18 protein-coding genes, 1 tRNA gene and 1 pseudogene are annotated in these 24,711 nt (G+C 65.4%); 8 read left to right on the top strand and 12 right to left on the bottom strand.

The window, feature by feature from the left end:
* Positions 1-159: 159 nt before the first annotated feature.
* From ACERNI_RS14845 to ACERNI_RS14830, 4 genes are all read left to right on the top strand, one after another.
* Entirely contained in the window at positions 160-972 is an 813-nt protein-coding gene (locus tag ACERNI_RS14845) for a DUF72 domain-containing protein (RefSeq protein WP_448834026.1), read from the top strand.
* Between the two features lie 257 nt (positions 973-1,229).
* Positions 1,230-1,691 (top strand): DUF411 domain-containing protein, encoded by a 462-nt coding sequence (locus tag ACERNI_RS14840; RefSeq protein WP_448834033.1) that lies wholly within the window; start codon positions 1,230-1,232, stop codon positions 1,689-1,691.
* 321 nt (positions 1,692-2,012) lie between these two features.
* The gene (locus ACERNI_RS14835) at positions 2,013-3,200 is read left to right on the top strand and encodes a DUF3095 domain-containing protein (RefSeq protein ID WP_448834025.1); all 1,188 of its coding nucleotides are present in this window, start codon (positions 2,013-2,015) and stop codon (positions 3,198-3,200) included.
* A gap of 207 nt (positions 3,201-3,407) precedes the next feature.
* Positions 3,408-4,811, top strand: coding sequence for a cryptochrome/photolyase family protein (locus tag ACERNI_RS14830; protein ID WP_448834024.1), 1,404 nt, complete (start codon positions 3,408-3,410; stop codon positions 4,809-4,811).
* Between the two features lie 227 nt (positions 4,812-5,038).
* On the opposite strand, the gene ACERNI_RS14825 is transcribed toward ACERNI_RS14830, so the two are convergent.
* From ACERNI_RS14825 to ACERNI_RS14805, 5 genes and pseudogenes are all read right to left on the bottom strand, one after another.
* Positions 5,039-5,494: a hypothetical protein gene (locus tag ACERNI_RS14825; RefSeq protein WP_448834034.1), complete on the bottom strand. Its 456-nt coding sequence runs from the start codon at positions 5,492-5,494 to the stop codon at positions 5,039-5,041.
* A gap of 100 nt (positions 5,495-5,594) precedes the next feature.
* A pseudogene (locus tag ACERNI_RS14820) lies at positions 5,595-6,002 on the bottom strand (transposase); the annotation flags it as partial.
* Between the two features lie 90 nt (positions 6,003-6,092).
* Complete coding sequence (locus tag ACERNI_RS14815; protein ID WP_448834023.1) at positions 6,093-6,986, bottom strand: hypothetical protein; 894 nt, start codon at positions 6,984-6,986, stop codon at positions 6,093-6,095.
* Complete coding sequence (locus ACERNI_RS14810) at positions 6,983-7,984, bottom strand: SPFH domain-containing protein (RefSeq protein ID WP_448834022.1); 1,002 nt, start codon at positions 7,982-7,984, stop codon at positions 6,983-6,985. The genes ACERNI_RS14815 and ACERNI_RS14810 overlap by 4 nt, the downstream gene beginning before the upstream one ends.
* Before the next feature lie 586 nt (positions 7,985-8,570).
* Positions 8,571-8,662: transfer RNA gene (locus ACERNI_RS14805), tRNA-Ser, on the bottom strand.
* Between the two features lie 464 nt (positions 8,663-9,126).
* Here ACERNI_RS14805 and ACERNI_RS14800 point away from each other — a divergent pair.
* Positions 9,127-10,359: a serine hydrolase domain-containing protein gene (locus tag ACERNI_RS14800; RefSeq protein ID WP_448834021.1), complete on the top strand. Its 1,233-nt coding sequence runs from the start codon at positions 9,127-9,129 to the stop codon at positions 10,357-10,359.
* 71 nt (positions 10,360-10,430) lie between these two features.
* On the opposite strand, the gene ACERNI_RS14795 is transcribed toward ACERNI_RS14800, so the two are convergent.
* Positions 10,431-10,817: a hypothetical protein gene (locus ACERNI_RS14795; RefSeq protein ID WP_448834020.1), complete on the bottom strand. Its 387-nt coding sequence runs from the start codon at positions 10,815-10,817 to the stop codon at positions 10,431-10,433.
* 935 nt (positions 10,818-11,752) lie between these two features.
* Between ACERNI_RS14795 and ACERNI_RS14790 the strand changes: the two genes are divergently transcribed.
* Positions 11,753-13,333 (top strand): fatty acid--CoA ligase, encoded by a 1,581-nt coding sequence (locus tag ACERNI_RS14790; RefSeq protein WP_448834019.1) that lies wholly within the window; start codon positions 11,753-11,755, stop codon positions 13,331-13,333.
* A 355-nt stretch (positions 13,334-13,688) separates the two neighbouring features.
* Here the strand turns inward: ACERNI_RS14790 and ACERNI_RS14785 are convergent, their stop codons facing one another.
* A complete protein-coding gene (locus ACERNI_RS14785; protein ID WP_448834018.1) occupies positions 13,689-14,465 on the bottom strand; it encodes a siderophore-interacting protein in 777 nt (258 codons plus the stop codon).
* A gap of 218 nt (positions 14,466-14,683) precedes the next feature.
* The gene (locus ACERNI_RS14780) at positions 14,684-15,967 is read right to left on the bottom strand and encodes an ABC transporter substrate-binding protein (protein ID WP_448834017.1); all 1,284 of its coding nucleotides are present in this window, start codon (positions 15,965-15,967) and stop codon (positions 14,684-14,686) included.
* A 470-nt stretch (positions 15,968-16,437) separates the two neighbouring features.
* Here ACERNI_RS14780 and ACERNI_RS14775 point away from each other — a divergent pair, with 470 nt between their 5' ends.
* A complete protein-coding gene (locus ACERNI_RS14775) occupies positions 16,438-18,027 on the top strand; it encodes a serine hydrolase (RefSeq protein WP_448834016.1) in 1,590 nt (529 codons plus the stop codon).
* A gap of 186 nt (positions 18,028-18,213) precedes the next feature.
* On the opposite strand, the gene ACERNI_RS14770 is transcribed toward ACERNI_RS14775, so the two are convergent.
* The 4 genes from ACERNI_RS14770 to ACERNI_RS14755 all read right to left on the bottom strand — a co-directional run bounded on the left by ACERNI_RS14770 (position 18,214) and on the right by ACERNI_RS14755 (position 23,471).
* On the bottom strand, positions 18,214-19,434 hold the full coding sequence (locus ACERNI_RS14770; protein WP_448834015.1) for an ABC transporter substrate-binding protein: 1,221 nt from the start codon (positions 19,432-19,434) through the stop codon (positions 18,214-18,216).
* Between the two features lie 111 nt (positions 19,435-19,545).
* The gene (locus ACERNI_RS14765) at positions 19,546-20,328 is read right to left on the bottom strand and encodes an SDR family NAD(P)-dependent oxidoreductase (RefSeq protein ID WP_448834014.1); all 783 of its coding nucleotides are present in this window, start codon (positions 20,326-20,328) and stop codon (positions 19,546-19,548) included.
* A gap of 35 nt (positions 20,329-20,363) precedes the next feature.
* Positions 20,364-21,443 (bottom strand): zinc-binding dehydrogenase, encoded by a 1,080-nt coding sequence (locus tag ACERNI_RS14760; RefSeq protein WP_448834013.1) that lies wholly within the window; start codon positions 21,441-21,443, stop codon positions 20,364-20,366.
* Positions 21,444-21,722: 279 nt separating this feature from the next.
* Positions 21,723-23,471, bottom strand: a complete 1,749-nt coding sequence (locus ACERNI_RS14755; protein WP_448834012.1) for a thiamine pyrophosphate-binding protein — start codon at positions 23,469-23,471, stop codon at positions 21,723-21,725.
* A gap of 510 nt (positions 23,472-23,981) precedes the next feature.
* Between ACERNI_RS14755 and ACERNI_RS14750 the strand changes: the two genes are divergently transcribed.
* Positions 23,982-24,665, top strand: coding sequence for a TetR/AcrR family transcriptional regulator (locus ACERNI_RS14750; protein ID WP_448834011.1), 684 nt, complete (start codon positions 23,982-23,984; stop codon positions 24,663-24,665).
* Positions 24,666-24,711 lie beyond the last annotated feature (46 nt).

The following is a 24,711-nucleotide window of genomic DNA, read 5'->3' as shown; positions in this document are numbered from 1 at the left end:
CGGCGGCCCTGGAGACGATGATCCAGGGCCGCCGCGTCATCCCATATTGACGGGAACCACGCGTTTCCGGACCATTCACGCCAGTTTGAAAGCACAATCCGGAGCGCGCGCCCATCCGGATGCGTTACCCTGGCGCGACACGGGCGGTCTGGAAACGGGATGACGACATTGGGCGGCAAGGCGGGAAAAATCAGGATTGGCATCGGCGGCTGGACCTACGCGCCATGGCGCGGCGTATTTTATCCAGAAAAACTGCCGCAAAGGCGCGAACTGGAATATGCCGGCGCGCATCTGACCTCGATCGAGATCAACGGCACCTATTACGGCTCGCAAAAGCCGGAGAGCTTTGCCAAATGGCGCGACGAAACGCCTGATGACTTTGTATTTTCACTGAAGGCGCCGCGTTTCGCCACCAACCGCCGCGTGCTGGCGGAGGCCGGCGAAACCATTGAACGGTTTTTCACCAGCGGCGTCACGGAGTTGGGCGACAAACTCGGCCCGATCAACTGGCAATTCATGGCCACGAAGAAATTCGATCCGGGTGACTTCGAAGCCTTCCTGAAACTGCTGCCGCAATCCATCGGGGGGCGTGATCTGCGTCACGTGGTGGAGGTGCGCCATGACAGTTTCCGCACGCCAGAGTTCACTGGCCTGCTCCGCAAATTCGGGGTGGCGGCGGTGGTCGCCGGGGACAGTGAATATCCGCAGATCGCCGATGTAACGGCGCCGTTTGTCTACGCCCGCATCATGGGCGCCCGGGAGGACGCCGGGCCAGATGGCTACGATAACGCCAGTCTCGACCTGTGGGCGGAGCGCGCCAGGACGTGGGCGGCGGGCCGCGCGCCGGAAGGGCTGGACTATGCGGGCGAGCCGGCGGCTGTCGTTCCCCGCGATGTTTTTCTCTACGTCATCAGCGGCCACAAGCTGCGCAACCCGGCGGCGGCCATGGCGCTGATCAAACGCACGGGATGATGGCCGTCATCGGGGAGCCCGCGCGGTGAAGGCCGGACGTGGGGGCGAGGCCCCGGGGCGTAACAATTTGTAACGGACGCCAGCTCCCCTGCATTGCTACACAACAATGCCCAGGGGCTCTGGAACAACCGGACTTTTCAGGCTCCCCTGGCTACTCATTCTGGCCCCCGGGTCCTGTGCAGGTCTCACAGGCGCCCATGCACCCCGGTTCGGTAAAGGAGCCTTGCTTGGCCGCCAAACTCGCCCCATCCCGTCGCATGCTGATCATTGGCATCGCGCAGGCCGCAGCGGCGCTGTCATTGCCGCACCGATCGCTGGCTGCCGGGACGCCCCCGCGGATGACCGTTACCCGCGACCCATATTGCGGTTGTTGCGGCAGCTGGGTTGAGCATATCCGGTCCGCCGGTTTTCCAGTCGACGTGGTCGAAATTCCGGATGTCATGCCCCTCAAGGCAAAACTGGGCGTTCCCGGAAGCCTCATGTCATGTCACACGGCGGAAATCGACGGCTATGTCATCGAAGGGCATGTTCCGGCCGGAGCGATCAGGCGACTGCTTGCGGAGCGCCCCCAGGCCAGGGGCATTGCCGTTGCCGGCATGCCGACCGGCTCGCCAGGCATGGAGGTTCCGGGTCAACCGCCTCAGGACTATGAGGTCGTTGCCTTTTCGGCCGACGGGCAGCGCGTCTTCGCGCGCTACCGTGGCCTGCGGCCCATCTGACCCAGGGGGCCAGTCTGCTCCTGTCCGGCGCGAAGCGCAGCCTCACCTGGCCAAGATGGTTTCGTTTGACGCGTTTCCCGACGCGAAAGCCGCCCGGGGACGCTGTCGCTGTGACCGGTCGCCATAAGGAAGCGACGCGCCTTCGTTGAAAAGCGCGCCGCGTTTTGCAAACGCCGGAACCTGAAGCCAGGGGCCATCCAGTGATCTGACCAGGCTGGCTCCGTTGCCCCGGCCGCCCGGCTACGCCGGATCATTTCAAAAACCCTCGCGCACACTTAAGTTAAGGGGCGCAGCCGCATGGCGCTCCTACGTCGAGGGCTCATGATGACCACCGCGCTCCCTCCGGATGTTTTGCCCGAGTTCCCGGTTTTCTCCGAATTCGCGGATGTGGCGAACCCCGCGCACTACCAGCGCCTGCCCGATGACTGGCTGCTTGCGGTGGCGGATGTGGTGTCGTCGCGGACCGCGATCGCTGGCGGGAATTATAAAACGGTGAACATGGCGGGGGCGTCGGTCATCACGGCCATTTTGAACGCCCTTGGCCGCCCGGATCTGCCCTTCGTTTTCGGCGGAGACGGCGCAACTGTCGCCATCCCGGAAAGCGGGGCAAATGCGGCGCGCCAGGCGCTGGCCGACAGCGCCCGCTGGATCGCTGATGAATTGCAACTGGACATGCGCGTTGCGCTCGTCCCGCTAACCGCCGTGCGCGCGGCCGGCCTGGATGTGCTGGTATCGCTATTTCGCACAGGAACGGGGCTGGCCTACGCCATGTTCAGTGGCGGCGGCTCCGCCTGGGCCGAGGCGCGGATGAAAGAGGGCCAGTTTGCCGTGCCTCCCTCCCCAGCGGGCAGCCTGCCAGACCTGCACGGCCTTTCCTGCCGCTGGAGCCCGCTTCCGTCCAACAATGGCAACATCGTATCCATCATCGTGACGCCAGGAAAACGCGGCGTGGATGCAGCCTTCAACGCCCTGGTGACCCAGGTGGTGGCGGCCACCGCCTCCGCCGGCCATACGCCAAACCCGACGCCTGTGAACGGTCCTGCGCCACTTGTTGATTTTAGTGGCGTTGAGACCGAAATGCGCGCCCATCCCGAACCTGAGCGCAGGCGGGCGCGCCTGTTGGCAAAAGCTTCAATCGTCATGGTCTGGCTGTCTTACAGAACGGGGATTTCCCTCGGTCGCTTCAATGCGCGGCGCTACATCCGCGAAATCCACCAGAACACCGATTTCCGAAAATTCGACGATGGGCTGAAGATGACCGTCGACATTGATGACGCGGGCCTGCAGCGGATCACGGCCATGCTCCGCGCGGCGGCGGAGCGCGGCGCGTGCTTTTTTGGGCTGCACCGGCAGGATAGCGCGCTGATGACCTGCATCGTCCCGGGGCTTGGCATGACGCAGCACATGCATTTCGTCGATGGGGCCGATGGCGGCTACGCGACCGCGGCGGTGAAAATGAAGGAAATGATCAGCGGAAAGGCGGCCCTGACCACAACGGAAGATGGTTGACGCGCGCCCTGGTTGAGATCAGGACGGATACGCCCGCTCCGCAACAGTTCGGCAGGCCGCGCCTGACCGGGGTTTCGAAGCCACTCCGGGCTGTGCGTCCGTCACGGGGCATCACGCCGCAATGCGTCAGCGGAAATCCGGTAAATGCAAATCTGCGGGCGGCGCCACCCCGGCCCGCAGGCGGCCAGAGATGCGAAAGACCGTTCAATGATCTCGGTATGCTGGTTCAGGCGCATCCTGCGCATTCACGACCATCCCGCGCTCGTCGCCGCCGCGCGGACAGGTCCGGTGATCCCCCTCGTGATCCTTGATCCTGAGGAAGCAGCCAGACGTCCTGCATCAGCGGCGCGTCAGGCGGCGTCACTGCCGTTCCTTGCCCAAAGCCTCGCAGCGCGCGGAAGCCGGCTGATTGTCAGGCGCGGCAAGCCAGGCGAGGTGCTTTCCCAACTTCTGCGCGAAACCGGCGCAGCAACCGTTCACACAACAGCAGGCTTTCCATTTGCCAGCGATGAGGGGCTGGTAGCGCCTGGCTCCCCGGCTGCCATCCATTTTCATCCTCCGGGCGATCTCGTTCCCCGCATGCATCTGGGCACGGGGCGCGGCGAGCCGTACAAGGTCTTCACGCCGTTCTGGAAGGCCCTGCGGCAGAGCAACATTCTTCAACCGCTGCCTGCCCCAGCCCTGCCCGCGCCGGAAAACTGGCCGGCAAGCGACCTGACGGCGTGGCCCGAAGCTCGCGTGGCAATGGCCCGCGGCTGGGAAAGCCTGCAACGCCATGTCCGGGCCGGCGAACAGCAGGCGCATGACCGCCTCGAAGCGTTCCTGGACGCCTCGGCCGCCGATTACGCGCTCCACAAGGAAGAGCCGTGGCGCGCCGGGGCGACCTCGGAGCTCTCCGACGCCCTTGCGGTCGGCGAAATCAGCGCGCGGCAAATCTGGCGCAGGGCGCTGCTGGCAAGTCATGAGGGCGCGCACGGCGTCGAGCCCTTTCTGCGACAACTGGCCTGGCGCGAGTTCTCACGCGATCTCTGCACCAGCTTTCCAGACATGGAGACCAGCAGCTGGCGGCGGGAATGGGAGGTTTTCCCCTGGCGCAAGGACAACGCCGACGCAGAAGCCTGGAGACGGGGCGAAACGGGCGTCCCGCTGGTCGACGCCGGCATGCGCGAGCTATACGCCACGGGGCGTATGCACAATCGCGTGCGGATGGTTGCCGCAAGCTATCTGACGAAGCACCTGCTGACGGACTGGCGCGTTGGCCTGCAATGGTTCAGCGAGACGCTGGCTGACTGGGACCCGGCCTCGAATGCCGTGAACTGGCAATGGGTGGCCGGATGCGGACCAGACGCCTCGCCATTCTTCCGGATATTCAATCCCAAAACGCAGGCTGAGAAATTTGATGGAAAGAGCAGCTACAGGGATTACTGGCTGAAGGAAGCCTCGGAGGGCGCGCAAAGCTTCTTGAGCGCGGCGCCCGGATCGTGGCGCGCCGCGCGGGCGCGGAACAGGTTGGATGCACCGGATATCGAAGGCGGCAGGCGCAGGGCGCTTGCGGCGCTCGAAACCATGAAGGCGCATCAGGAGCCAGTTTGGGCGCTGCCGTCGCATTGACAGGCGGCTCCGAAAACAAAGCCCCGCAAGGTACAGGACGCCGCCGCCAGGCGGCGTCCCGCTTGCTTGCCTGGTTTCTCGCCCGGTTCCGTGACGGCCGAAACCGTCCGTGCATTGAGGCGGTTTCAGCCGCCCTTCGGGGTGTTTTTTTGCCAGGTTCATATCTGCAAGGACGCTGACGGCCCGTTCTGGCCTCATGCGCGCTTCGCCATGACCGTTTCCGTGGCTCAGGCCGGCTCTCGCACCGTGCGAAAAACGGCCGCGCCATCTGGTCCCCGGTCCGCGACGATCAGGCCTTCAGCTTCAAGACGGCGAAGCAGGCGCCGGGCGTGCCACGGCGCAATGAGAGCCCACCAGGGCTTGCCCATACCCGGGCGGTAACCCATGCGGCGGCTGGCAAGGGAGAGAATGTGTTCCTCAGCCCGCGACATTGGCCGGGCAGGCTCCACGGCAGGGCCATCTGGGGCCGGACGAGCCGCTGTGTCGGCTCGCCCTTCGCGCATGATCCGCAGGATGCTTGCCGCGTTGGCGCGGTAGCTGACGGCCAGGGCATCACCGACCGCATCGCCGCCGTGGGCTGATGGCTGGATCGTTTGCAAATCGGTGACAGCCACCTGAACCGTCACGGCCTCGGCGCGTGAGAGGCGGACGCCATTGATGATGATGTGTGGCACACGGGACATGGCTTCCCCTCAAGCCTGGCAAAGAGAACTGCGTCAGCGCCGTCGCCCGCCGCCGGATTGGGGCGAGACTACCCTGCCGCTCCAGGCTCACGGGCGGATGACGGGCATCTCCCCGAGCCCGTCTGCTCCATAGGCTCTTCAACCAGGCGTAGAAGCCGTTGGGTCGGATGCGCAGGCAGCGGCACATCGCTCGCACATTGAACTGCTGGCGGTGCTCGGCAACGAACGCGTATCTCACTTGGCATCCCTGGCGAAATACGCGGTGGCCTTTTTTCACAATGTCGCGCTCCTCGGCGACGCGCGCCAGTTCCTTCTTCAGGCGTCGGATTTCGGCGGCCTGATCATCATCACCACCTGATGGCTTCGCGAACTTCCGCCGCCACGCATAAAGCGAGCGCCGGCTGACCCCGGCCCCCTTCGCAACCTCTGCAACGGGGTAACCCCGTTCGGTGATCTGCGCGACTGCATCGCGCTTGAAATCATCCGTGAAATTTCCGGTTACCATCATGGCCTGCTTGCCTCAAAACCAGGAAAGAAGGCGTCCACAAATCCAGGGGCTATTCACAGGATAGCCCCAGTGAAGAAGTATTTTGTCCCCTCATGCCGCAACCAGATTAAGCGTGCGAGCAGATGGAGCGACGGTAAGATGGCGTCCCCAATCAAACGCGATCCAATCCTGCTCCATGCCATCCGCGAAGATCGTTCCGCCTTCATTCATATGAGACGTAATGATAATGCCGCAGTCGAGGAGTTTTCCGGCGCGTAAGGCAGTTCCAGTAGCCACGGTTGGAAACGGCTCACGAGCGAAATATGCGACAGCTTTTTCCTCTGGAGCCAGTGACAGCTGGATCCCGGTTGCTTCCATGATCGATCGCGCCCAGCCGGTGACGCCTGTTCCGGAGGCAACGATCAACCCACTCGAACTGTGGTTTTCCTCTACCGAACCTACGACAATTCGATAGCGCGCGGATTGATGGCCGCGGTGTCCGATGAAAACCTCGTTCAGAGCGAGGATGCTTTCACCATTCTCTAACCTGGCCTCAACCATGGTCCGGTGTTCGAGACGCATTTCTTTGCGAGCGCAAGCCAGGAGTAGCCTGGCGAGGCGACCGGGCGCCGTGCGCACCAGAACTCCGTCATAAAGGTCCGGATCAGGATTGATCCCCAGAACCGGTTGGCCATCAAGATATTTGGCCACATTGGCAACGAGCCCATCCTGCCCTACTGCGACCACCACATCTTCCGGCCCGAAAAGGAAACGGTCAAAATCAGCCCGCCGCACCTGTGTTTGCCGCCACTCGGCGGGGACAGCGGCGCGCGCTTGACGAAGCACCTTGACGAACCGTTCATGGCGCGCTTCCACATCAGCGATTTTTTGCCCTCTCGCTTCCAGAAAGAACCGGGCCTGCTCGCGCGTCGCATGTCGCGCGAGCAGGAGTTCATAGTCAGTCTCCCGGGTCACAAAAACCGCGCGAGGTGCGATTGTCGTCATGCCCGCAGACCGGTGCTGGCGTTCTCCGGCTCCGGCGAGGGTTTGCGGAACCCTTCGACAAGGGCGGCCAAGAGATCAGGGGTCACGTTGATGTGGTCGATTTTGCTCAGTTTGGTTGCCAGTTCGCGGGCAGCCAGGCCCATCATCACCGTCGGCGGCAGATCGCGATAGATTGCCATACGGGCAAACTCTGCCTCAGACTTTGCCGTCTCGAGCGTGCGAATACGCCCGGCCTCTGCTGCTGTCTCCACCTGCATGGCTGCGGCGCGCCCCGAAGCGCGATTGCGCGCATTTTCCCCTTCCTCGGCGATGAGCTGTTTCTCGCGCCGCGCGAGCTCCACCTTGTTGGCGAGTTCATTCTCTGCGATGGCGCGCTCCTTCTCGACGGCCAACGCCCGACGCTCGAATGTTGCCTCGTCAGCTTTCTGCTGCAGAGCCTCGAAAGTTGGCGTCTGGAGCGCCCGCTCCAGCTCGCTGGTTGGGGTGAGACTGGCAAGCCGGACCGAGACTATGGCAACCCCGACTTCTGCCAGACCGGGTGCTTCTGCAAGTGAGGTCTCGATGCGGGCGCGCAGCGGCTCAATGCCGGCGTCGAGCAGGACGCGAACGGGCGCTGTTGCGAGATATTCGAGGGAGGCCTGGCTGAAGAGGCCGGCCAACCGGGTTTCGATGCGCTCAATCGGCTCGCTGCGGGGCAGACCGCTGTCAAGCGCAATGCTGAAGTCGACACGGCTTGCCAGACGTTCAGGATCCGCCACACGCCACGTCAGAATACCCTGGACAGCCAGGGTCTGAAAATCCTGAGTACGCCCTTTGAGAAACACGGTTGCCTCGCGATCGTCCATAGGCACTTCCGCAATGCTGGAGGTGCCTGGCCCGAACCAGAAAACCATGCCTCGTCCGCTCTGATGAGCTCCCTTGTTGCCATACCGGATGACGTGGCTGCTGGCGTCGCTGCGAAGGCGTGCAAACGGGCCGAAACTGCGTATCTTGGCCAAGATCCGATATCCTTATCAATACGTATGAGACCAATTGAATTTATGAAATCTGACACGAACGCCCTGTCTCCAGTGCGACTCAAATTCGTGATAGCTCACCCCCCCTCGGGGGCATGCGGGCAATTGATTTGGCTATATACTCATATTGAGCATTAAATAGAGAAAGGCCAGACGTTGGTCAACGCCCCCAAGCCTTGCCTCCAAGCTTAATCCAGCTCTGAATTCGATCTGACGGTTTGTGACCCGCTCCCCAGAAATTGGTCCATCCAGAACTGGAATTTTCCACTTATCCTCCCGGTTGCGGGATGAAGGAGAGCTCCATGAAGGCGTCGAAGTTCACGGAAGCCCAGATCGCATTTGCGCTGAAGCAGGCGCATGTCTTGCTCGCCGGGGCGCGTGTCGAGAGGCGTTAGCTGTCCCCGCCTGAACCCCGGCGGCTTTTTCGTTGCGCCATGACGGCAAGAGGCGGTGTGTGGAGTGTGAAGCTATTTGTCGCGCCTGGAGCAATACGGCCGCAAACAGATGACCCGCGCAATGACCGGCAGATCGCCAAAACGTCAAATTTCGCAATTCTTTAAAAGAAAAATGGCGGAGACGGAGGGATTCGAACCCTCGAAGCCCGTTTCCAGGCTTGCTCATTTAGCAAACGAGTGCCTTCAGCCTCTCGGCCACGTCTCCGGCTGCGGCAAGGGATAGTCACAGACGGGTGGGAGGTCAACGGAAAACCAGGGGGCGCGCTCAAAATCCATGGGGATATTGCAGACGACCAACGAAAGGCGTGGACTTTCAGTCCCCTGGATATGGCGATCTGCCTGGGCGCTCCGGCATGTGCGGGCCCTCGGACCCGTATCCGGCGGGATATTCCCTGCATCGCGCCCAACTCCGTTCGCCTGACTGGCGCGACATGCAGGAGCGACGCCCTGACGACGCGCGCCCTTTTACCCTTGCCACACGCCCGAGCCCTTGCCATTTGCCCTGGCCATCCGCCCTTCCGCGCCAGGGGGGCTGCCCCTGCCCGTGAGGAAACCTGCCGCCGCGTGGGGAGCCGCCGCCCTGGCCCGCGCCATGCAGGCCATCGTGGGTTGGCAACCCGCCGGCAAGCTGCCAGCCTGTGGCGAGATAAAGGACTGACGGGGGAAACGATGAACGTTCAGGGAAAGACCACGGTCCAGGGCGGCATATCCGGATTTTGCGATCCGCAATATGCCGGGGTGCTGGAGGTTTTCGCGGAGAACTTCAATACGCGCGGCGAAATCGGCGCCAGCGTCGCCATTTCCGTTGGCGGGAAAACCGTGGTTGATCTGTGGGGCGGCCGCAAAACGCCAGATGGCCCGGCCTGGGAACAGGACACCCTGTCGGTGGTGTTTTCCTGCACCAAGGGCGCCTCCGCCCTGTGCGCCCATATGGCGGCGGACCGCGGCCTGCTCGATCTCGACGCCCCGGTCACGCGGTACTGGCCCGAATACGGCCAGGCTGGCAAGGAAGCGACGCGGGTTTCAATGATGCTCGACCATTCGGCCGGCGTTCCCGCCTTGCGTGAGGAACTCAGGCCCGGCGCCTATTATGATTATGCGCACATGGTTGGGCTTCTCGAAAAGGAGGCGCCGTTCTGGCGGCCGGGAACGCGCAACGGCTATCACGCCGTCACCAGCGCCTGGACCGTTGGTGAGATGGTGCGGCGCTCCACGGGCATGCGCATGGGCGCGTTTTTCCAGCAGGAAGTGGCCGGGCCGCTCGGCATTGATTTCTGGATGGGGCTGCCCGAGGCCATGGAGAGCCGGGTCGCTCCGGTGCTGCCGTTCATTCCCGACGAGGCGTCGCGCGGCAGCCGGATCGTGCTTGCCGCCATGGCGGACCCGCTCAGCCCGTCAGCGCTGTTCCTGTTCAACAATGGACATTTCAATCCGAACTCCCGCGAGGCGCGGGCGGCGGAAATCGGTTCGGCAACGGGCGTCACCAACGCGCGTGGTCTCGCCGGCCTGTATGCGCCACTGGCCAGTGGCGGCGCGCTGAACGGCGTCAGGCTGGTCAGCCCGGACGCCCTGGCGCGCATGGCGCGTGTATCGGTGGCCACGCACGAGGATGCGACCCTCGCCATCCCGACGCGGTTCTCCCTGGGTTTCATGAAGTCGATGGACAATCGCCGCCTCGACAATGCGGCCGACTGCTCGGTGATCATGTCTGACGCCGCGTTTGGCCATGTTGGCGCCGGCGGCTCTATTGGCTTTGCTGATCCGGCGGCGGGGATGAGCTTCGGCTACACCATGAACCGGATGGGGCCAGGCATCCTGCTCAACGACCGGGGACAAAGCCTGATCGACGCCGCCTACCGCGCGCTTGGCTGCACGATGGACGCCAGCGGCGGCTGGCGGTGACCGGAAGCGCTGACGCGCTCCTGGCAAAGCGCGCCGCCGCCGGGCGGCGCGTTCATACCGGCTGGGCTGTCCTAGCGGCGATCACGAAATCTCTGCCAGAAGGAAGGCGCATCGAGCACGTCATCGGCCCGCTCGGCTGCCCGCGCCGGCTGCTCGGCCCGGAGCCAGATCTCCGCCGCCGCGTTCTCAGCCGGGATGCCATCGCCTTCGTCCTCTGCAGCGGGCTGCCCGTCTGCCGTCGTTGCGGCATCCGGGGGCGCCGCGGCGACGCCGGGATTCATGCTGTCGGCGATGCCCCGCAGCAGCGCCGGAAATGAGCCCGCGCTCAAAAAAATCGATATGCCTCCGATCGGGCCATCCGACGGTCGGATCTCGATATGAAGACCGTCCTCGTGGGCGCTGATCACCCTCAACTCCGCGCTCGGCAGATGAACGCGGCTCCCATTGCTGAACGGCATGTCTCTCACCGCACTATTCTTGCTGCCCTGGTTTTACAACGCGCCCAGGCAGGTTCAATTAACATTCCGGCGACCACAAGTCTCCGGACAGATGGACAATCGCATTTCATTGCGTGCATCACTAGCGTCAAACTCCGTCGCGCCATACTGGAATTCAGCGCCGCCAACCTGTATCCCCGGATTTTACACATGCGCGCGCCCCGTTCTTCAACCACGGCGCCCGCCTCACGGCAACGGCTCCGGACAGGCGGGCCACGTCCGCCTGACGGCGCGGCGACTGGTTCATGTCTCCCCACGACTTCCGCCGCCAGGTTGCGTATGATCCCCACGCCCCTCGCCTCTGGAGATTGTCTGATGCGCATTTTGGCGCCCGTCATGTTTTTCGTCGCCGCCAGCCTCTGCGCGCCTGGCGCGGCCCTCCATATGCCTGGCGCGGCCCTGGCAAACGCCAGCACAACCACGGACGCGAGCAGCAGCAAATTTCAGGTGGGGTCAAAACCAGCCAACAGCGGCCGCGGGTTCTCCCTCTTCTCAACCTTCGCCAATTCGGCCTATCGGGTCGAATGCAATTGCGCTGACTTCAGCCTGGACATCCGCATCTGCAACAGCGTCAATTACCAGTGCAACTGCGCGCCCCGGGCCACGCTTTCCTGCGCCCCGCTTTAGGCCAACAACCAGGCCGTGCGCCGCCCGCAGCGGCCGACGCCCTTGCGAAAGCGCCAGGCGCATTCTGGCTGACAATCGCCGCACAGGCGCCGCGGGGATCTGGTACGGTCGCCCGTCAGAGCGGGCCGCCGCCTGTTGAACCGTTTCAACGCTTCGGCATGGCGGCCGTTCCGGCTCTGCGTCATATACGACGCACCCGCCTGGCCGGCGCGCGCTGGCCTTTCGCGGGCAGGAAAAAACAACAGGGCCCCTGGGGAGGAAACACGAAAATGGCGTCGCCAGACATCTTGCCAACGCTTGCCGACGTGGTGCGGGCGCAAGCCCGCGACCGGGCCGGATTGATCGCCTACGAATTTGAGGGCCGGCAAACGTCATTTGCCGAACTGGACGCCAATACCGATCGCGTCGCCAACGGGCTTGCCGCCCTCGGCCTCGGCAAGGGCGACCGCATCGCCTATATCGGCAAGAACAGCGACATTTATTTCGAACTGCTGATGGGGGCCGGCAAGGCTGGCGTGGTGATGACGCCGGTGAACTGGCGGCTGGCCCCGCCCGAAAGCGCCTTCATCATCAATGACTGCGCGGCGCCGGTGCTGTTTGTCGGGCCGGAATTCGTTGATCTGGCGCGGAAGATCCAGGGCGACCTTCCCCACGTCCGCAGCATCTTCACCACCGAAGGCGGGGCGGCGGAATGGCTGGACTATGCCGCCTGGCGCGACGCCCAGGGCAGCGCGGCGCCAGCGACGCCGGTGGGCCGCGACGACGTGGTCATCCAGCTCTACACCTCCGGCACCACCGGCAAGCCCAAGGGCGCGATGCTGTCCCACGGCAATCTGCTGCACATGGTCCAGGCGGAAGACCCGGCCAATCGGGCGTCCTGGAACGACTGGTCGGACCAGGACGTTGCGCTGCTGGCCATGCCCTGCTTCCACATCGGCGGCACGCAATGGGGCGTCAACAGCCTGTGCTTCGGCGCCAGGGGCGTGGTGGCGCGCGAGTTCGATCCGGGCAAGGTGCTGGATTATTTCGAGCAATCGGGCGTCAGCCGGATTTTCATGGTGCCCGCCGCGTTGCAAATCGTGGTGCGCCTGCCCCGGGCGGCCACGGCGGATTACTCCCGGCTGAAAACCATCTTCTATGGCGCCTCGCCAATCCCCGCCGCGCTGCTGCGGGAATGCATCGACACCTTCGGCTGCGAGTTCGTGCAGGTGTACGGCATGACCGAGACCACGGGTTCGATCGTGGCGCTGCCGCCGGCGGACCATTTGACGGGCGGCGAGCGGATGCGCGCCGCCGGCAAGGCGATGCCGGGCGTTGAACTGATGGTGCGCGACAGCGATGGCAAGCCGCTGCCGGCCGGTGAGACTGGCGAGGTCGCCACCCGCTCCGGCGCCAATATGGCTGGCTACTGGAACCTGCCGGAGGCAACCGCCAAAACCGTCGACAGCGATGGCTGGCTGCTGACCGGCGACGCCGGCTATCTGGATGAGGACGGCTATCTGTTCATCCAGGACCGCATCAAGGACATGATCATTTCCGGCGGCGAGAACGTCTATCCGGCCGAGGTGGAAAGCGCCGTTTGCGATCACCCGGACGTCGCCGAAACGGCGGTGATCGGCGTGCCCGATGACAAATGGGGCGAGAGCGTCAAGGCGGTGGTGGTGCTGCGGCCGGGCGGACAGGCCTCGGCCGAAGACATTATTGCCTTCACGCGCACGCGCATCGCCGGCTACAAGACGCCAAAATCCATCGATTTCATTGACGCGCTGCCGCGCAACCCGTCAGGCAAGATCCTGCGCCGGGAGTTGCGCGCGCCCTATTGGGAGGGACGCGACCGGCAGGTGAACTGAACCCGCCCGCCCTGGCGCCAAACCCCGGAAGCGCGCGCCAAAACAGCGCGCGCGCCAGGTAGCGCTCGCGCAAAGGCAGCGTTCGCGCAAAAGCAGCGCTCCCAAAGCATCGCTTCATTGGGTCTGGGCCAAGCCCTGGCGGCGCCTGGGCCTTGCAGGCTGCGGATGCCCTGCATCCCGGCGCGCTGGCATAAGCCCCGGCTCATACCAGAATGCGAAGATGCTCACGCATCCGCATTCTGAATTGCTCAAGCGCCGCACGGGCTTCACCAAGGCCCGGTGAGTCAAGCTCACCGGGCCTTGGTATCAGGGTTTCCGGAAGCGGATTTGCCAGCGCCTGGTCCCCGCCAGCCACTTATCCGATGAGCTTGTCCGATGCGTCGGCGACGCCCCGGACCCAATAACCAGAGGCCTTCAGCCAGGGCAGCGGATGCCCCCGCTGTTCAACAAGGAACTGGCGCGCCGCCCGGGCTACGCGGGCCTCGGCGGCGATCCAGACGAAACCGTCGCCGGCGGGCAATTCCAGCGGCGCGAGGCTGCGCAGCACCGGCTCCGGGTCATCCGCCTGGTCAAGCGGCCGGTGCACCCACAAGGCCTGATGGCTGGCGGCCGTGACGAAGGTCTGCTCATCGCTCTTGCCCGAGACAGCGACCAGGCTGATGACGCGGGCGCCGGCCGGCAGCTCCTCGATGCGGCGGCCGATGGCCGGCAGCGCTGTCTCGTCGCCGATCAGCAGCCACCAGCCGATGTCCGGGTCAATGACCATGGAGCCGCGCGGGCCGCCGATCTCAAGCTGGTCGCCTGGCCGCGCATTCAGCGCCCAGAGCGTCGCCGGGCCGGCGTCGTGCACGGCAAAATCAATCACCAGACTTCTGGCCGCCGCGTCAAAGGCGCGGGGCGTGTAGTCGCGGCTCACCACCTCGCCGCCGGATGTCGGGATGAATATTTTCACGTGATCGTCGGCGCCGGCGCTGACGAAGTCCGCCAGGGCGTCGCCTGTGAAGGCGATGCGCAACATGGCGGGGGTCAGGCGCTCGACGCGGGCCACCTGAAGCAGCCGGCGTTTCAGGTCATGCCGGAGGCGCGTCACGCGGGGAGATGAATTGTCGATAGGGGAAGCTGGAGAAGTCATCCGGGTCCTTTCGGGGGCGCAGCGGCGTCCGCCCTGCCTGCCCTGACCCCGATCCGCCGGACACAGCCGCGCAGACCGGAGCCAGAGGCCTCGCGATCATGCGCGTTGAGTGACGTTAACGCTTACGTGCAGGGGCGCGACGCCCGTGCAGATTTGCCAGCCTTAAAGCAGAAATCGGCCGGATTGAAGGAAAATCTGCACACAGACGGCTGGACCGGCTATTTGGCCTTTTTCACCAGCGGACAGGCGGATTTGTCGAGGGACTGGAACGCCTGCTCGCCCGGCACGGTCGCGACAATGTTATAGACGTCCCACTTCGACTTCGACTGCTGCGGGGTTTTCACCTGCACCAGATACATGTCGTGGATCATCTGGCCATCGTCGCGGATGTAGCCGTTTTTGGCGAAGATATCGTTGATTTTGACCTTCTTCATCTGGGCCATCGCGGCGCCGGCCTCATCGGTTCCGGCTGCGGCAACGGCCTTCAGATAGTGGCTCACCGCCGAATAAACCCCCGCCTGCATCATGGTCGGCATCCGCCCGACCTTCTCGTGGAAGCGTTTCGCGAAGGCGCGGGTTTCATCATCCCTGTCCCAGTAAAACGCGTCGGTGAGCATCATGCCCTGGGCAATGTCGAGGCCGACGCCGGGCACGTCGGTGATGCCGAACAGCAAAGCGATCAGCTTCTGGCCGCCGGCGGCCAGGCCGAATTCCGCCGCCTGCTTCAGGACGTTCTGGGTGTCCTGGCCCGAGTCGGCCAGCGCGACGACCTTGGCGCCAGAATTCTTCGCCTGCACCACCTGGGAGGCGAAGTCATTGCTGTTGAAGGGGTGCTTCGCGCTGCCCAACACCTTGCCGCCCCGGGCCGTCACCACGGCGGAGGCGTCTTTCTCCAGCATGTGGCCGAAGGTGTAGTCAGCGGTGATGAAGAACCAGCTGTTGTCGCCGCGCTCCACCAGCGCCTTGCCCGCCACATTGGCCAGCGCATAGGTGTTGTAGACCCATTGCACGCCGTTGGGCGAGCAGGCGGCGCCGGTCAGCTCCGAGGAGCCTGGCCCCATCATCAGGAAGACGCGATTGCGCTCTCTGGTGAGTTGCTGCACCCCAAGAGCGATCGACGACACCGGCACGTCGAGGATCACATCAACCTTCTCGGCGTCATACCAGCGGCGCGCCGTGGCCATGCCAATGTCGGTCTTGCTCTGGTGATCGGCAAAAACCAGTTCGACCGGCTTGCCCAGCGCCTTGCCGCCAAAATCGGCGATGGCCATTTCGGCGGCGACGACCGAGCCCCTGCCCGTGCCGTCGGCGCTCGGCCCGCTCAGATCGGTCAGCACGCCGAATTTCACCACGCCATCTGAAATGGCCGGCTCCGCCAGCGCCGGCGACGCGGCGCCGGCCAGCAGCGCCAGGCCCGCCGCCCACCGGAGCGCGCGCGATCGCGCATCAGAGGGCGCTTGAGACCGAACATGAGACAGGGTGCGATGTGTTCTCTTCGCCATGGCGTTTCTCCCGTCAGGCGCGACTGTCCGTGGCGACCGTCGCCCGTGGCGAAACCCGCGCGAACGCCGGATCGCCTGTGATATGGCCGTTTGATACGTTATTTGTTGTTTTTGATACCAAAGCGTACCAGCGCCCGCCGATCCTGGAAAGTCATGGCCCCCCACGCCGCGCGCATGGCTTCGCGCCATCTGGACCGTCCCGGCAGCCGGAATCGGCTGATCGGTCAGAATGCGCCAAAACCCAGGGACGAACTGGAGCGGATGGCGATCCAGATTGGTCGAAACCGCTCCAGGGCAACCGCTGCTGGCCAGTCACGCCTGACCAACCACTTTTCGCCGGCGGTTTTGCGCCGGCCGCTTTCGCAAACCCGCTGCCTTTCCTGTTGCGCTTGCCGCCGCGTCACAGCAGCATGCGGGCAAATCCACGGCGTTTCGCCGCCAGCCGGGTGCAGAATATGGTTGTCCGCCGCATGTCTCGTGTGATCACGCTGGCCGCGCTTGGCGCTGGCGTATGGTTCGCCGTCGCGCCCGCGAGCGCCCAGTCGCCGGTGGTGGTCACGGGCAAGTCGCCCGGTTTCGATGTCATCGCCATGAACGAAGGCGGCGTCGCCAGGGCGGTCCGCGACTTGCCGGAGCTGATCCGCGCCGTGATGGCGCGCAGCCAGACGCCAGGCGTCGCCGTCGCCGTGGTGCAGAACGGCAAGACCATCTACGTGGGAGGCTTCGGCGTGCGCCGGCTTGGCGAGGCGGGAGCGATCACGCCGGAAACCGTGTTCCAGATCGCCTCAATGTCAAAGCCGATGTCGGCGACGATCGCGGCGATCGCCATGGGCAAGGGCAAGGCGAGCTGGAGCGATCCGGTGCGCAAACATTTGCCATGGTTCCGGCTCAGGGACCCGTGGGTCAGCGATCATGTGACGATCGGCGACTTTTTCTCCCATCGCAGCGGCCTGCCGCACGCGGCGGGCGATAACCTTGAGGATCTTGGTTTTTCCCGCAAGGAGATCCTGTCGCGCCTCGACCAGTGGCCGCTTGATCCGTTCCGGGCGTCGTACAACTACGCCAATTTCGGCATCACGGCCGGCGCTGAGGCCGTGGCGGCGGCCATGGGCGAGGAATGGGAAAACCTCGCCGCGCGCCTGTTGTTCGCGCCGCTGGGCATGAACGCCACCAGCGCCCGCCACGCCGATTACCTTGCCCGCCCGAACCGGGCCTCGCTGCATGCGCTGGTGGGCGGGCGCTTCCAGCCGCTGTACGACCGGGACCCGGACGCCCAGTCGCCGGCGGGCGGCGTGTCATCGAATGTGCGCGACGTCGCGGAGTGGATGAAGCTGCTGCTGGCGGGCGGGACGCATGACGGCAAGCGCCTGTTCGAGGCAGACAGGTTCATGCCCGCCCTCACCGCCCAGGCCAGGACCCAAGCGCCCTCCTCACCGGATGAGCGCGACTCGTTCTATGGCTACGGGTTCAATGTCGGCGTTCACGCCAATGGCCGCACCAATTTTGGCCATTCAGGCGCCTTTCTGCTCGGCGCGGGAACCTGCTTCCAGATCCTGCCTTCAGCCAATCTTGGCGTCGCCGTGCTCACCAACGGCGCGCCGGTCGGCGCTGCTGAAGCCATCGTCAGCCAGTTCATGGACATCGCCCAATACGGCGTTTCGACCCGGGACTGGTATGCCGGCTATCACCAGATGATGATGCCAATGTTCGCGCCGGTCGGCGATCTGGCGGGCGCGACGCCGCCAGCCAGCCCCACCCCGGCAAAACCGTTTGCCGCCTATGCCGGCGTTTACGACAACAGCTATTACGGGCCCGTCGAGATCACCGCGCGGGACGGCGGCCTGCATTTGCAGATTGGTCCGAAACGCAAGACCGCGCAGTTGACGCACTGGAGTGGCGATGTCTTCGCCATGGCGCCCCCTTCCGGCGAGAACGAACCTGAAGGCTCGCGCTCCTCGGTCCGGTTCGACATGCGGGACGGCCAGGCGAAAGGGCTCGTCATCAACTATCTGGATGAGGCCGGGCTTGGCCGATGGGTGCGCCAGGGCAAAACGCCCTGACGCGGGATGCCCTGGCTCAAGACGCCGCGACGCCAGCCTGCGCCTGCCGCTGGCGATCAATGCTCCGGGGCATTTGACGACGCGCCCTGGGGCCGCCACTGGTCGATACCGACCGGCGGCGGCCCCACTTCCCTGTTTTGAGCGAAGCCTGACTGGCCAGGCGTCTCCGTCTGGCCGGAAGGTGTCCTACTTCTGCGAACCGTCGATGATCTCGCCGAAGCGCTTCCAGCCCTTGCCATCGAAGCTCTGCAATTGCAGCTGCTGGATCGGGTGGTAGTCGGTCGGGCTGGTGCGCGCGGTGATGCCAGGCAGCAGCATCGGGATGGCCACGCCATTCAGGTTGGCGGCCTGTTTCATGATGTTCTCGCGCGAGAAGTCGCCGTTGCACTGTTCCAGCACCTTCATCAGCACCTGGGACACCGTGTAGGCGTAGGTGTTGAACGCGTCCTGCAGATTGGCGGACGGGTAGTACTGCTTCATGAAGGCCAGATAGTCCTTCACCGCCGCATCGTCAGCCCATTCCGGATCGGTGGGGTCCTTCAGATAGGCGGTGGCGATGACATCCTTCGAGGCCTCGACGCCCGCCGGCAGCAGCACGCCGGCGATGGAGGCGGAGCCGTTGGAGATGTAGTGCGTCGGCTTCCAGTTGATGTCGTGCAGCTTGCGGATCGCCTGGGCGGCGAACTTCGCCGTGGCGCCGGAGATCAGGCTGGTCGCGCCGGACTGGCGCAGGTTGAGGATCTGCGAATCCACCGTGGCGTCAGCGACCTCATAGGGCGCGATGACGGTCTTTTTGTCGAAGTCATCGCCCAGAACGTCGCGAACGCCGGCCAGATAGTCCTTGCCGTAGTCGTCGTTCTGGTAAAGCACGGCGATCTTGCCTTCAGGGTAACGCTTCAGGGCGTCGCGGGTGAAGATCCGCGCCTCGGCCCGGCCGCTCGGCGGGAAGCCCATGGTCCAGGGATGGGCCTTGTGGTCGCCCCATTTGTCGCCGTTCACCGTGATGAACAGGTGCGGAACCTTGCGCGCGTTGACGTATTTGACGATGGCCGAATTCGGCGCCGTGCCGATGTTGCTGAACAGGAAGGCGACCTGGTCGCTCTCCAGCAGGCGGCGCGTCTGCTCCACCGTGCGCGGCGGGCTGAAGCCATCGTCATAGAAAATGAAGTTGATCTTGCGACCGGCGATCCCGCCCCGGTCGTTGATCATTTTGAAGAACGCCTCCTGGGTGCGGGTCTGGGTGCCAAGCGCCGAAACCGGGCCGCTGAGCGAAGCGGTGTTGCCAATTCGGATTTCGCTGGCGGTGACGCCGGGGGTGTCGGCGGCGTGGACGCCGTGGGATGCAATGGTGGCGAAGGCAGCCGTCATCGCGCCCGCCAGCAGGGTGCGCCGGGTAATGGAGTTCATTGATCTTTTCCTGGAAGTTTTCTTGCTGGAAGTTTTTGGGAAGCGCTCGCGCCGGCCGCGCCCGTCACGCGGCGCGGCGAGCGCGTCGCATGACGGGGCTCAAGGCCAGCCTCAGCCTTTCGGCAGGTACAGGTCGAGATTGGGCTGGCCGGTGGCGGCCATCAGGCCGCCGTCGACCGCCAGGGCGACGCCGGTGATGTAGGAGGCGTCGCGGGAGGCGAGAAAGGCCACCGCCGCGGCGATTTCCTCCGGCTGGGAGAAGCGGCCCATGGGCACGGCGTCGGACCAGCGCTCCCACAGACCGGGAACTTCCTTGATGCCGGCGATGATCGGCGTATCCACCGGGCCGGGGCACACCGCGTTGACGCGAACACCATCGCGGGCGTGGCTGATGCCAAGCGAGCGGGTGTAGTTGATCACCGCGCCCTTGGCGGCGTTGTAGGCGTCAAAGCCGTAGTCGCCGGCCAGCCCCGAAATCGAGGCGGTGTTGACGATGGCGCCGCCGCCCTGCGCCTTCATCAGCGGAATGGCGATGCGGCAGGCGAAGAATACCGCGTCCAGATTGATGGCGATCACCCGTCGCCAGTCCTCCGTCGCGAGATCTGGCGTGTGGACGCGGCTGCCAATGCCGGCGTTGTTGAACAGGATGTCGAGGCGGCCGAAAGCGGCGATGGCCGCGTCGATCATCGCCTTCACCGCCGTCTCATCCGCCACGTCGGTGGCGGCGAAGCGGGCGCGCTCCGCCCCCAGTTCGGCGGCGAGCGCCTGGCCCAGCTCCACATTAAGGTCGGCGATCACCACCGCCGCGCCCTCGCCGTGAAAGCGGCGCACCGCGGCGGCGCCGATGCCCGACGCCCCGCCCGTCACCACGGCGACCTGACCGGAAAATCTCATGTTGTTCTCCTCCATCACGGAATCCGGCGAGCGGTCTAGCGTTGCGGATCGATGACGATCTTGACGTGCTGGTTGGCCTGCCTGGCCAGCTCGAAAGCCTGGGGCGTATCGGCGAGCGCCGCTTCCATGGTCAGGGCCGCGGCGCCATTGATCTCCCCGCTGGCCAGACGCTTCAGGGTCAGGGCGAACTCGTCGGCCGTATAGGCGAAGACGAATTCCATGCTGAGCTGCTTGTTGATGGCCATCAGCGGTTCGATATGGTCGGCCTCCATGCAGGCGCCCACCACGACGATGCGCGCGGACGGCGGCGCGCCCTCGATGACGGCCTGCAACATGCCCGGCGCGCCAACGCATTCGAAAATCACCGCCGGACGCGTGGCGCGCCCCGTCGCCATTGCGGCGCCGCGCTCGGCGAGATTGGCGGGAACGTCGAACTCCGACCAGCGGCCATAGGGGTTTTCAACGGCCGGATCGATGACGATGTCGGCGCCCATCTTCGCTGCGGCGGCGCGGCGCATCGGCGAGAAATCGCTGGCGATAATCGGGTGCAGGCCACGCGCCTTTGCCGAAGCGATGACTGCGAGGCCGATTGGGCCACAGCCAAGAACCAGCGTCACCGCGTCTTGCGGCGCCTTCGCCATGGCCACAGCATGCTCGCCAACAGCGAACGGCTCGGTCATGGCGGCGATGGACGACGGCAGGTCATCCGGCACCGGCAGCAGCAGCGCCTCGGTCAGCACCATGCGTTCAGCGAAACCGCCGCTGAAACGATTGGAGAAGCCGACCAGCTCCATACCGGAGGGACCAGCCGCAAACGGCATGGCCACCACCCGGGTTCCCGGCGCCAGCGTGCTGGTCGAGCCAGGGCCGTGGGCAATGATCTCGCCGCAGAACTCGTGGCCGAAGACCACGCCCTGGCTGGCGTCGAGGCCCGAGGCCGAGCCGCAGCGGCGGCCGAACTCAGACATGCGCTCCAGATGGTCCAGGGCATGCAGGTCCGAGCCGCACACGCCGCAAGCCAGGGTTTTCACCAGCGTCTGGCCCGGCCCCGGCGTGGGCTCCGGCCAGTTCTCATTCAGCTCCAGTTTCCCCGCCCGTCGCACAATCGCGCGCATGCGTCTGCTCCCTTGTGGTTGTTATCTGGTCTTGCGGTGGGCCCACGCTGCCGCGCGGGCCGTGCGGAAAGACATCGCGCCAGAGCGCAGCAGCGCCCGCGACCGGCGAGGCGCGCCCCTATGGTGAGCACGTCCTTGCTGGAAACGCCATGCGCCAGCCAGGCCCCCCGGCTCCCGCGCGACAGGCGCAATAAACCAGGAGCCCGCAACCAGGAGCCAGAAACCAGGAGCCCGAAACCAGGCTTCCGGCCCCCGGCGCGGGAGCAACGACATCTGGCGTCAGTCCTTCTTGCGGTAACCCGGGATCGGAATGTTTTCGTAATAGGGGACCGGAATCTGGCCCTCCGCCTCCAGGTCGCCGACCATGGCGGCGGTGACCGGGTGCATCACCTCCGGATCAACGATGATGTTGATGCAGGACGGCAGCCCCTGGGCCTGGGCGCGGCGAATGGCCGGGCCGATATCGGCGAATCGCGTCACCTTCTCGCCATGGCCGCCGAAGGCGCGGGCCACGTCCTGGTAATCGGTCTCCGCCAGCTTGACGACGGCAAGGTGCTGGCGGCCGAACACCAGCTCCTGGCCATGCTGCGACATGCCCCAGCAGGCGTTGTTGAACACGATGGTGGTCACCGGCAGGCGGTGGCGAACCATGGTGTCGAACTCGGCGATGTGGAAGCCGGCGGCGCCGTCGCCGAGGAACAGGGCGACCGGCGCGCGCGGCCGGGCGCGGGCCAGACCAATGGAGAAGCCCTGGCCGATGCCGAGACAACCCAGATAGCCAGTGCCGGCGTTGAGGCCGACGGCGGGCGTGCGGGCGAACGGCCGGAACCAGGCCGGCGCCTCGCCGCCGTCCCAGGCGATGGCCGTGTCCGGGCTCAGGGCCTCGGCGACGGCGCGGGCGGCGTGATAGGGATGGATGACGCCGGCGGCATTTTCCACCGGAGCCTTGTCGAAGGCGGCGCGGAACAGCTGCGGGCAGCCTTGCAGCAGCTTGCTCCAGTCGGCGCGATCCCGCCATGTCGCCCCGGCGCCGCGCGCCAGCAGGGCGCTCAGGGTTTCGGCCACATCGGCGGCGATCGCCAGCTCCGGGGCCCGCAGGCGACCGATTTCGGCCTCATCGATGTCGATCTGCACCAGCTTCGCCGCATGGGGAATGACCGCGCCCGAGCGGCCGCCAAGGAACAGGCCGGTGCGCGCGCCCAGCAGCACCACCAGATCAGCCGGCGCCTTGTGCGCCATGGCGGCCATGGCGAGATTGCCCGCGCCGCCGCCCGCCTGGGGATGGTCGGTGGGCAGAATGCCGGCGGCCTTGTTGCTCTCCAGCACCGGGACCGAGGACAGTTCGGCGAACTGGCGCAGCAGTTCCGCCGCTTTGGCGTTGGCTGCGCCGCCGCCGGCGATAATCGCCGGGCGCTCGGCTTGTTGCAGCAGCGCGATCAGGCGGTCAACGGCGGCCGGCGCGGGCGCCGGGCGCGCGGCCATGGCCGGCTGGCGCGGCATGGTCAGATCGGCCTCGTCGGCCAGGCCAAACATGATGTCGATCGGCATTTCGAGGAACACCGGGCCGGGACGGCCAGAGGTCGCCAGGCGCACGGCCTTGTCCACCAGGTCAGGAATGCGCTCCACATTGGTGATGCGGTGCGCCCATTTCGTCACCGGCGCCGCCATGGCCACCTGGTCGAAGCCGCCCTGCAGCGGATTGGTGGCGACCTCGCGCAGCGGCGGCGCGCCGGCAATGAACAGCACCGGCGTGGCGTCGAGCCAGGCGTTGACGAAGGAAGTCAGCGCATTGGCAAAGCCCGGACCCGCCGTGATGACGCAAACGCCGATCTGGCCAGTGGCGCGAGCGTAGGCCTCGGCGGCATGGCCAGCGGAGGCCTCGTGGCGCGTGTCCGTGAGCCGGATGTCATTGTCCTGACAGGCCACGAGGAATGAATCGAGATGCCCGCCGTGCAGCGTAAACACCTCCGAAACGCCCAGCGCCCTGAGGGACCGCGCCAAAGCGACGCCGCCATTGATCTCCGCCATGTCTTCTCCCTTTCCTGCCCGCCGCGCGGGCCAGGGCAAAGCCCATTTCAACCCGAAACGGAACCTCGCCCCGCCGTTTTGTCCGTCGCGTTTGCGCGCGGCTCGCGCGCATCGCTTCCAAATGGCGTCCACCTTGCGGGAAGCGCCCCGATCCATCGCGCCCCGGCCCGAAGCGTCCGGGCGTATGGGGGCGCCAGACCGGGCCCGGGGCGCCCGGACGCTGACTGCCAGGAAAAGGCGGGAAGGCGCGCGGGCGAGACCGGCGCTGCATCGCGCCCCTGCCCTGCAAACAGCCGCGCCGTCCGTTACGGCGCGGCGCCTGTCGCGCGATCTGCGGCCTGCTCCTGTGGTGCGTTTCCCGGCGCCTGTTGGACGGCGACCTGTTGGCAAAAATTTAGAGATCACTCTAAAATTGTCAATGGCCGATAACTGGCTTTATGCTGGGGCCAGCTTCGGGAGGCTGTCGCGGCCTCCGTCATTTCCCCGTGCCGCCCAGACCTGATTGAGCCAATGGCCCCGCCCAACACTGACACCGCCGCCAACGCCGTCGCCGCCAGCGCCCTTTCCGGCCATGAGGCCGGCAAGCAGGAGCGCCGCAATCGCATTGTCGCGGCGGCGTCAGAAATTATCCGGGAAGCGGGGATTGACGGCGTGACCGTCGAGGCGATCGCCCGTCGCGCCAGCGTCAGCCCGGCGACGGTCTACAATCTGTTTGGCAACCGGGCGGCGGTCTTCGACCACATCTTCGACGCCGACATGGCCCAGTATGACGCGCTGGTGGCGGCCCAGGCTGGCGCCGGGCCGGTGGGAATATTCTTTGAGGCCATTGATATCGCGACCGGGCTCTATGCGCGCCAGCCCGACTATTACAAGGCGCTGATGCGACTGAGCGAGCGCGACGGCCCACTCTACGTCAGCTTCAGCCGCCCCCGTCACGCCTTCTGGGCCCGGCTGGTGCGCGAGGCCCACGCCGCCGGCGCGCTGGCTCCTGATCTCGATCATGAAGCGGCGGCCGGCGCCCTGGCCGCCATCGCCCGCGGCGCCCTGTATTTCTGGGTGGAAGGCCGCGCCTCGCTCGCCCAGCTACATCACCAGTTCAGCTACGGTTTCGGGCTCGTGCTGCTGTCCATGGTGACGGAAACCGGGCGCGCCACCGTGCGCGCCCGGATGCATGCGCCGTTTCCGCACGGCTGAAGCCAGGCCCATCCCCCCCCCGGGCGGCGCACGCGCTTTTCAGGTC

The sequence above is a fragment of the Camelimonas sp. ID_303_24 genome (assembly GCF_053543495.1).
The sequence above is the reverse complement of the archived record's forward strand: the minus strand, read 5'-3'. Positions and strand labels throughout refer to the sequence as shown.

Coding starts and splice junctions, on each gene's coding strand:
- ACERNI_RS14845 (WP_448834026.1), top strand. CDS start 160: ATGACGACATTGGGCGGCAAGGCGGGAAAAATCAGGATTGGCATCGGC.
- ACERNI_RS14840 (WP_448834033.1), top strand. CDS start 1,230: ATGCTGATCATTGGCATCGCGCAGGCCGCAGCGGCGCTGTCATTGCCG.
- ACERNI_RS14835 (WP_448834025.1), top strand. CDS start 2,013: ATGATGACCACCGCGCTCCCTCCGGATGTTTTGCCCGAGTTCCCGGTT.
- ACERNI_RS14830 (WP_448834024.1), top strand. CDS start 3,408: ATGATCTCGGTATGCTGGTTCAGGCGCATCCTGCGCATTCACGACCAT.
- ACERNI_RS14825 (WP_448834034.1), bottom strand. CDS start 5,494: ATGTCCCGTGTGCCACACATCATCATCAATGGCGTCCGCCTCTCACGC.
- ACERNI_RS14815 (WP_448834023.1), bottom strand. CDS start 6,986: ATGACGACAATCGCACCTCGCGCGGTTTTTGTGACCCGGGAGACTGAC.
- ACERNI_RS14800 (WP_448834021.1), top strand. CDS start 9,127: ATGAACGTTCAGGGAAAGACCACGGTCCAGGGCGGCATATCCGGATTT.
- ACERNI_RS14795 (WP_448834020.1), bottom strand. CDS start 10,817: ATGCCGTTCAGCAATGGGAGCCGCGTTCATCTGCCGAGCGCGGAGTTG.
- ACERNI_RS14790 (WP_448834019.1), top strand. CDS start 11,753: ATGGCGTCGCCAGACATCTTGCCAACGCTTGCCGACGTGGTGCGGGCG.
- ACERNI_RS14785 (WP_448834018.1), bottom strand. CDS start 14,465: ATGACTTCTCCAGCTTCCCCTATCGACAATTCATCTCCCCGCGTGACG.
- ACERNI_RS14780 (WP_448834017.1), bottom strand. CDS start 15,967: ATGGCGAAGAGAACACATCGCACCCTGTCTCATGTTCGGTCTCAAGCG.
- ACERNI_RS14775 (WP_448834016.1), top strand. CDS start 16,438: ATGTCTCGTGTGATCACGCTGGCCGCGCTTGGCGCTGGCGTATGGTTC.
- ACERNI_RS14770 (WP_448834015.1), bottom strand. CDS start 19,434: ATGAACTCCATTACCCGGCGCACCCTGCTGGCGGGCGCGATGACGGCT.
- ACERNI_RS14765 (WP_448834014.1), bottom strand. CDS start 20,328: ATGAGATTTTCCGGTCAGGTCGCCGTGGTGACGGGCGGGGCGTCGGGC.
- ACERNI_RS14760 (WP_448834013.1), bottom strand. CDS start 21,443: ATGCGCGCGATTGTGCGACGGGCGGGGAAACTGGAGCTGAATGAGAAC.
- ACERNI_RS14755 (WP_448834012.1), bottom strand. CDS start 23,471: ATGGCGGAGATCAATGGCGGCGTCGCTTTGGCGCGGTCCCTCAGGGCG.
- ACERNI_RS14750 (WP_448834011.1), top strand. CDS start 23,982: ATGGCCCCGCCCAACACTGACACCGCCGCCAACGCCGTCGCCGCCAGC.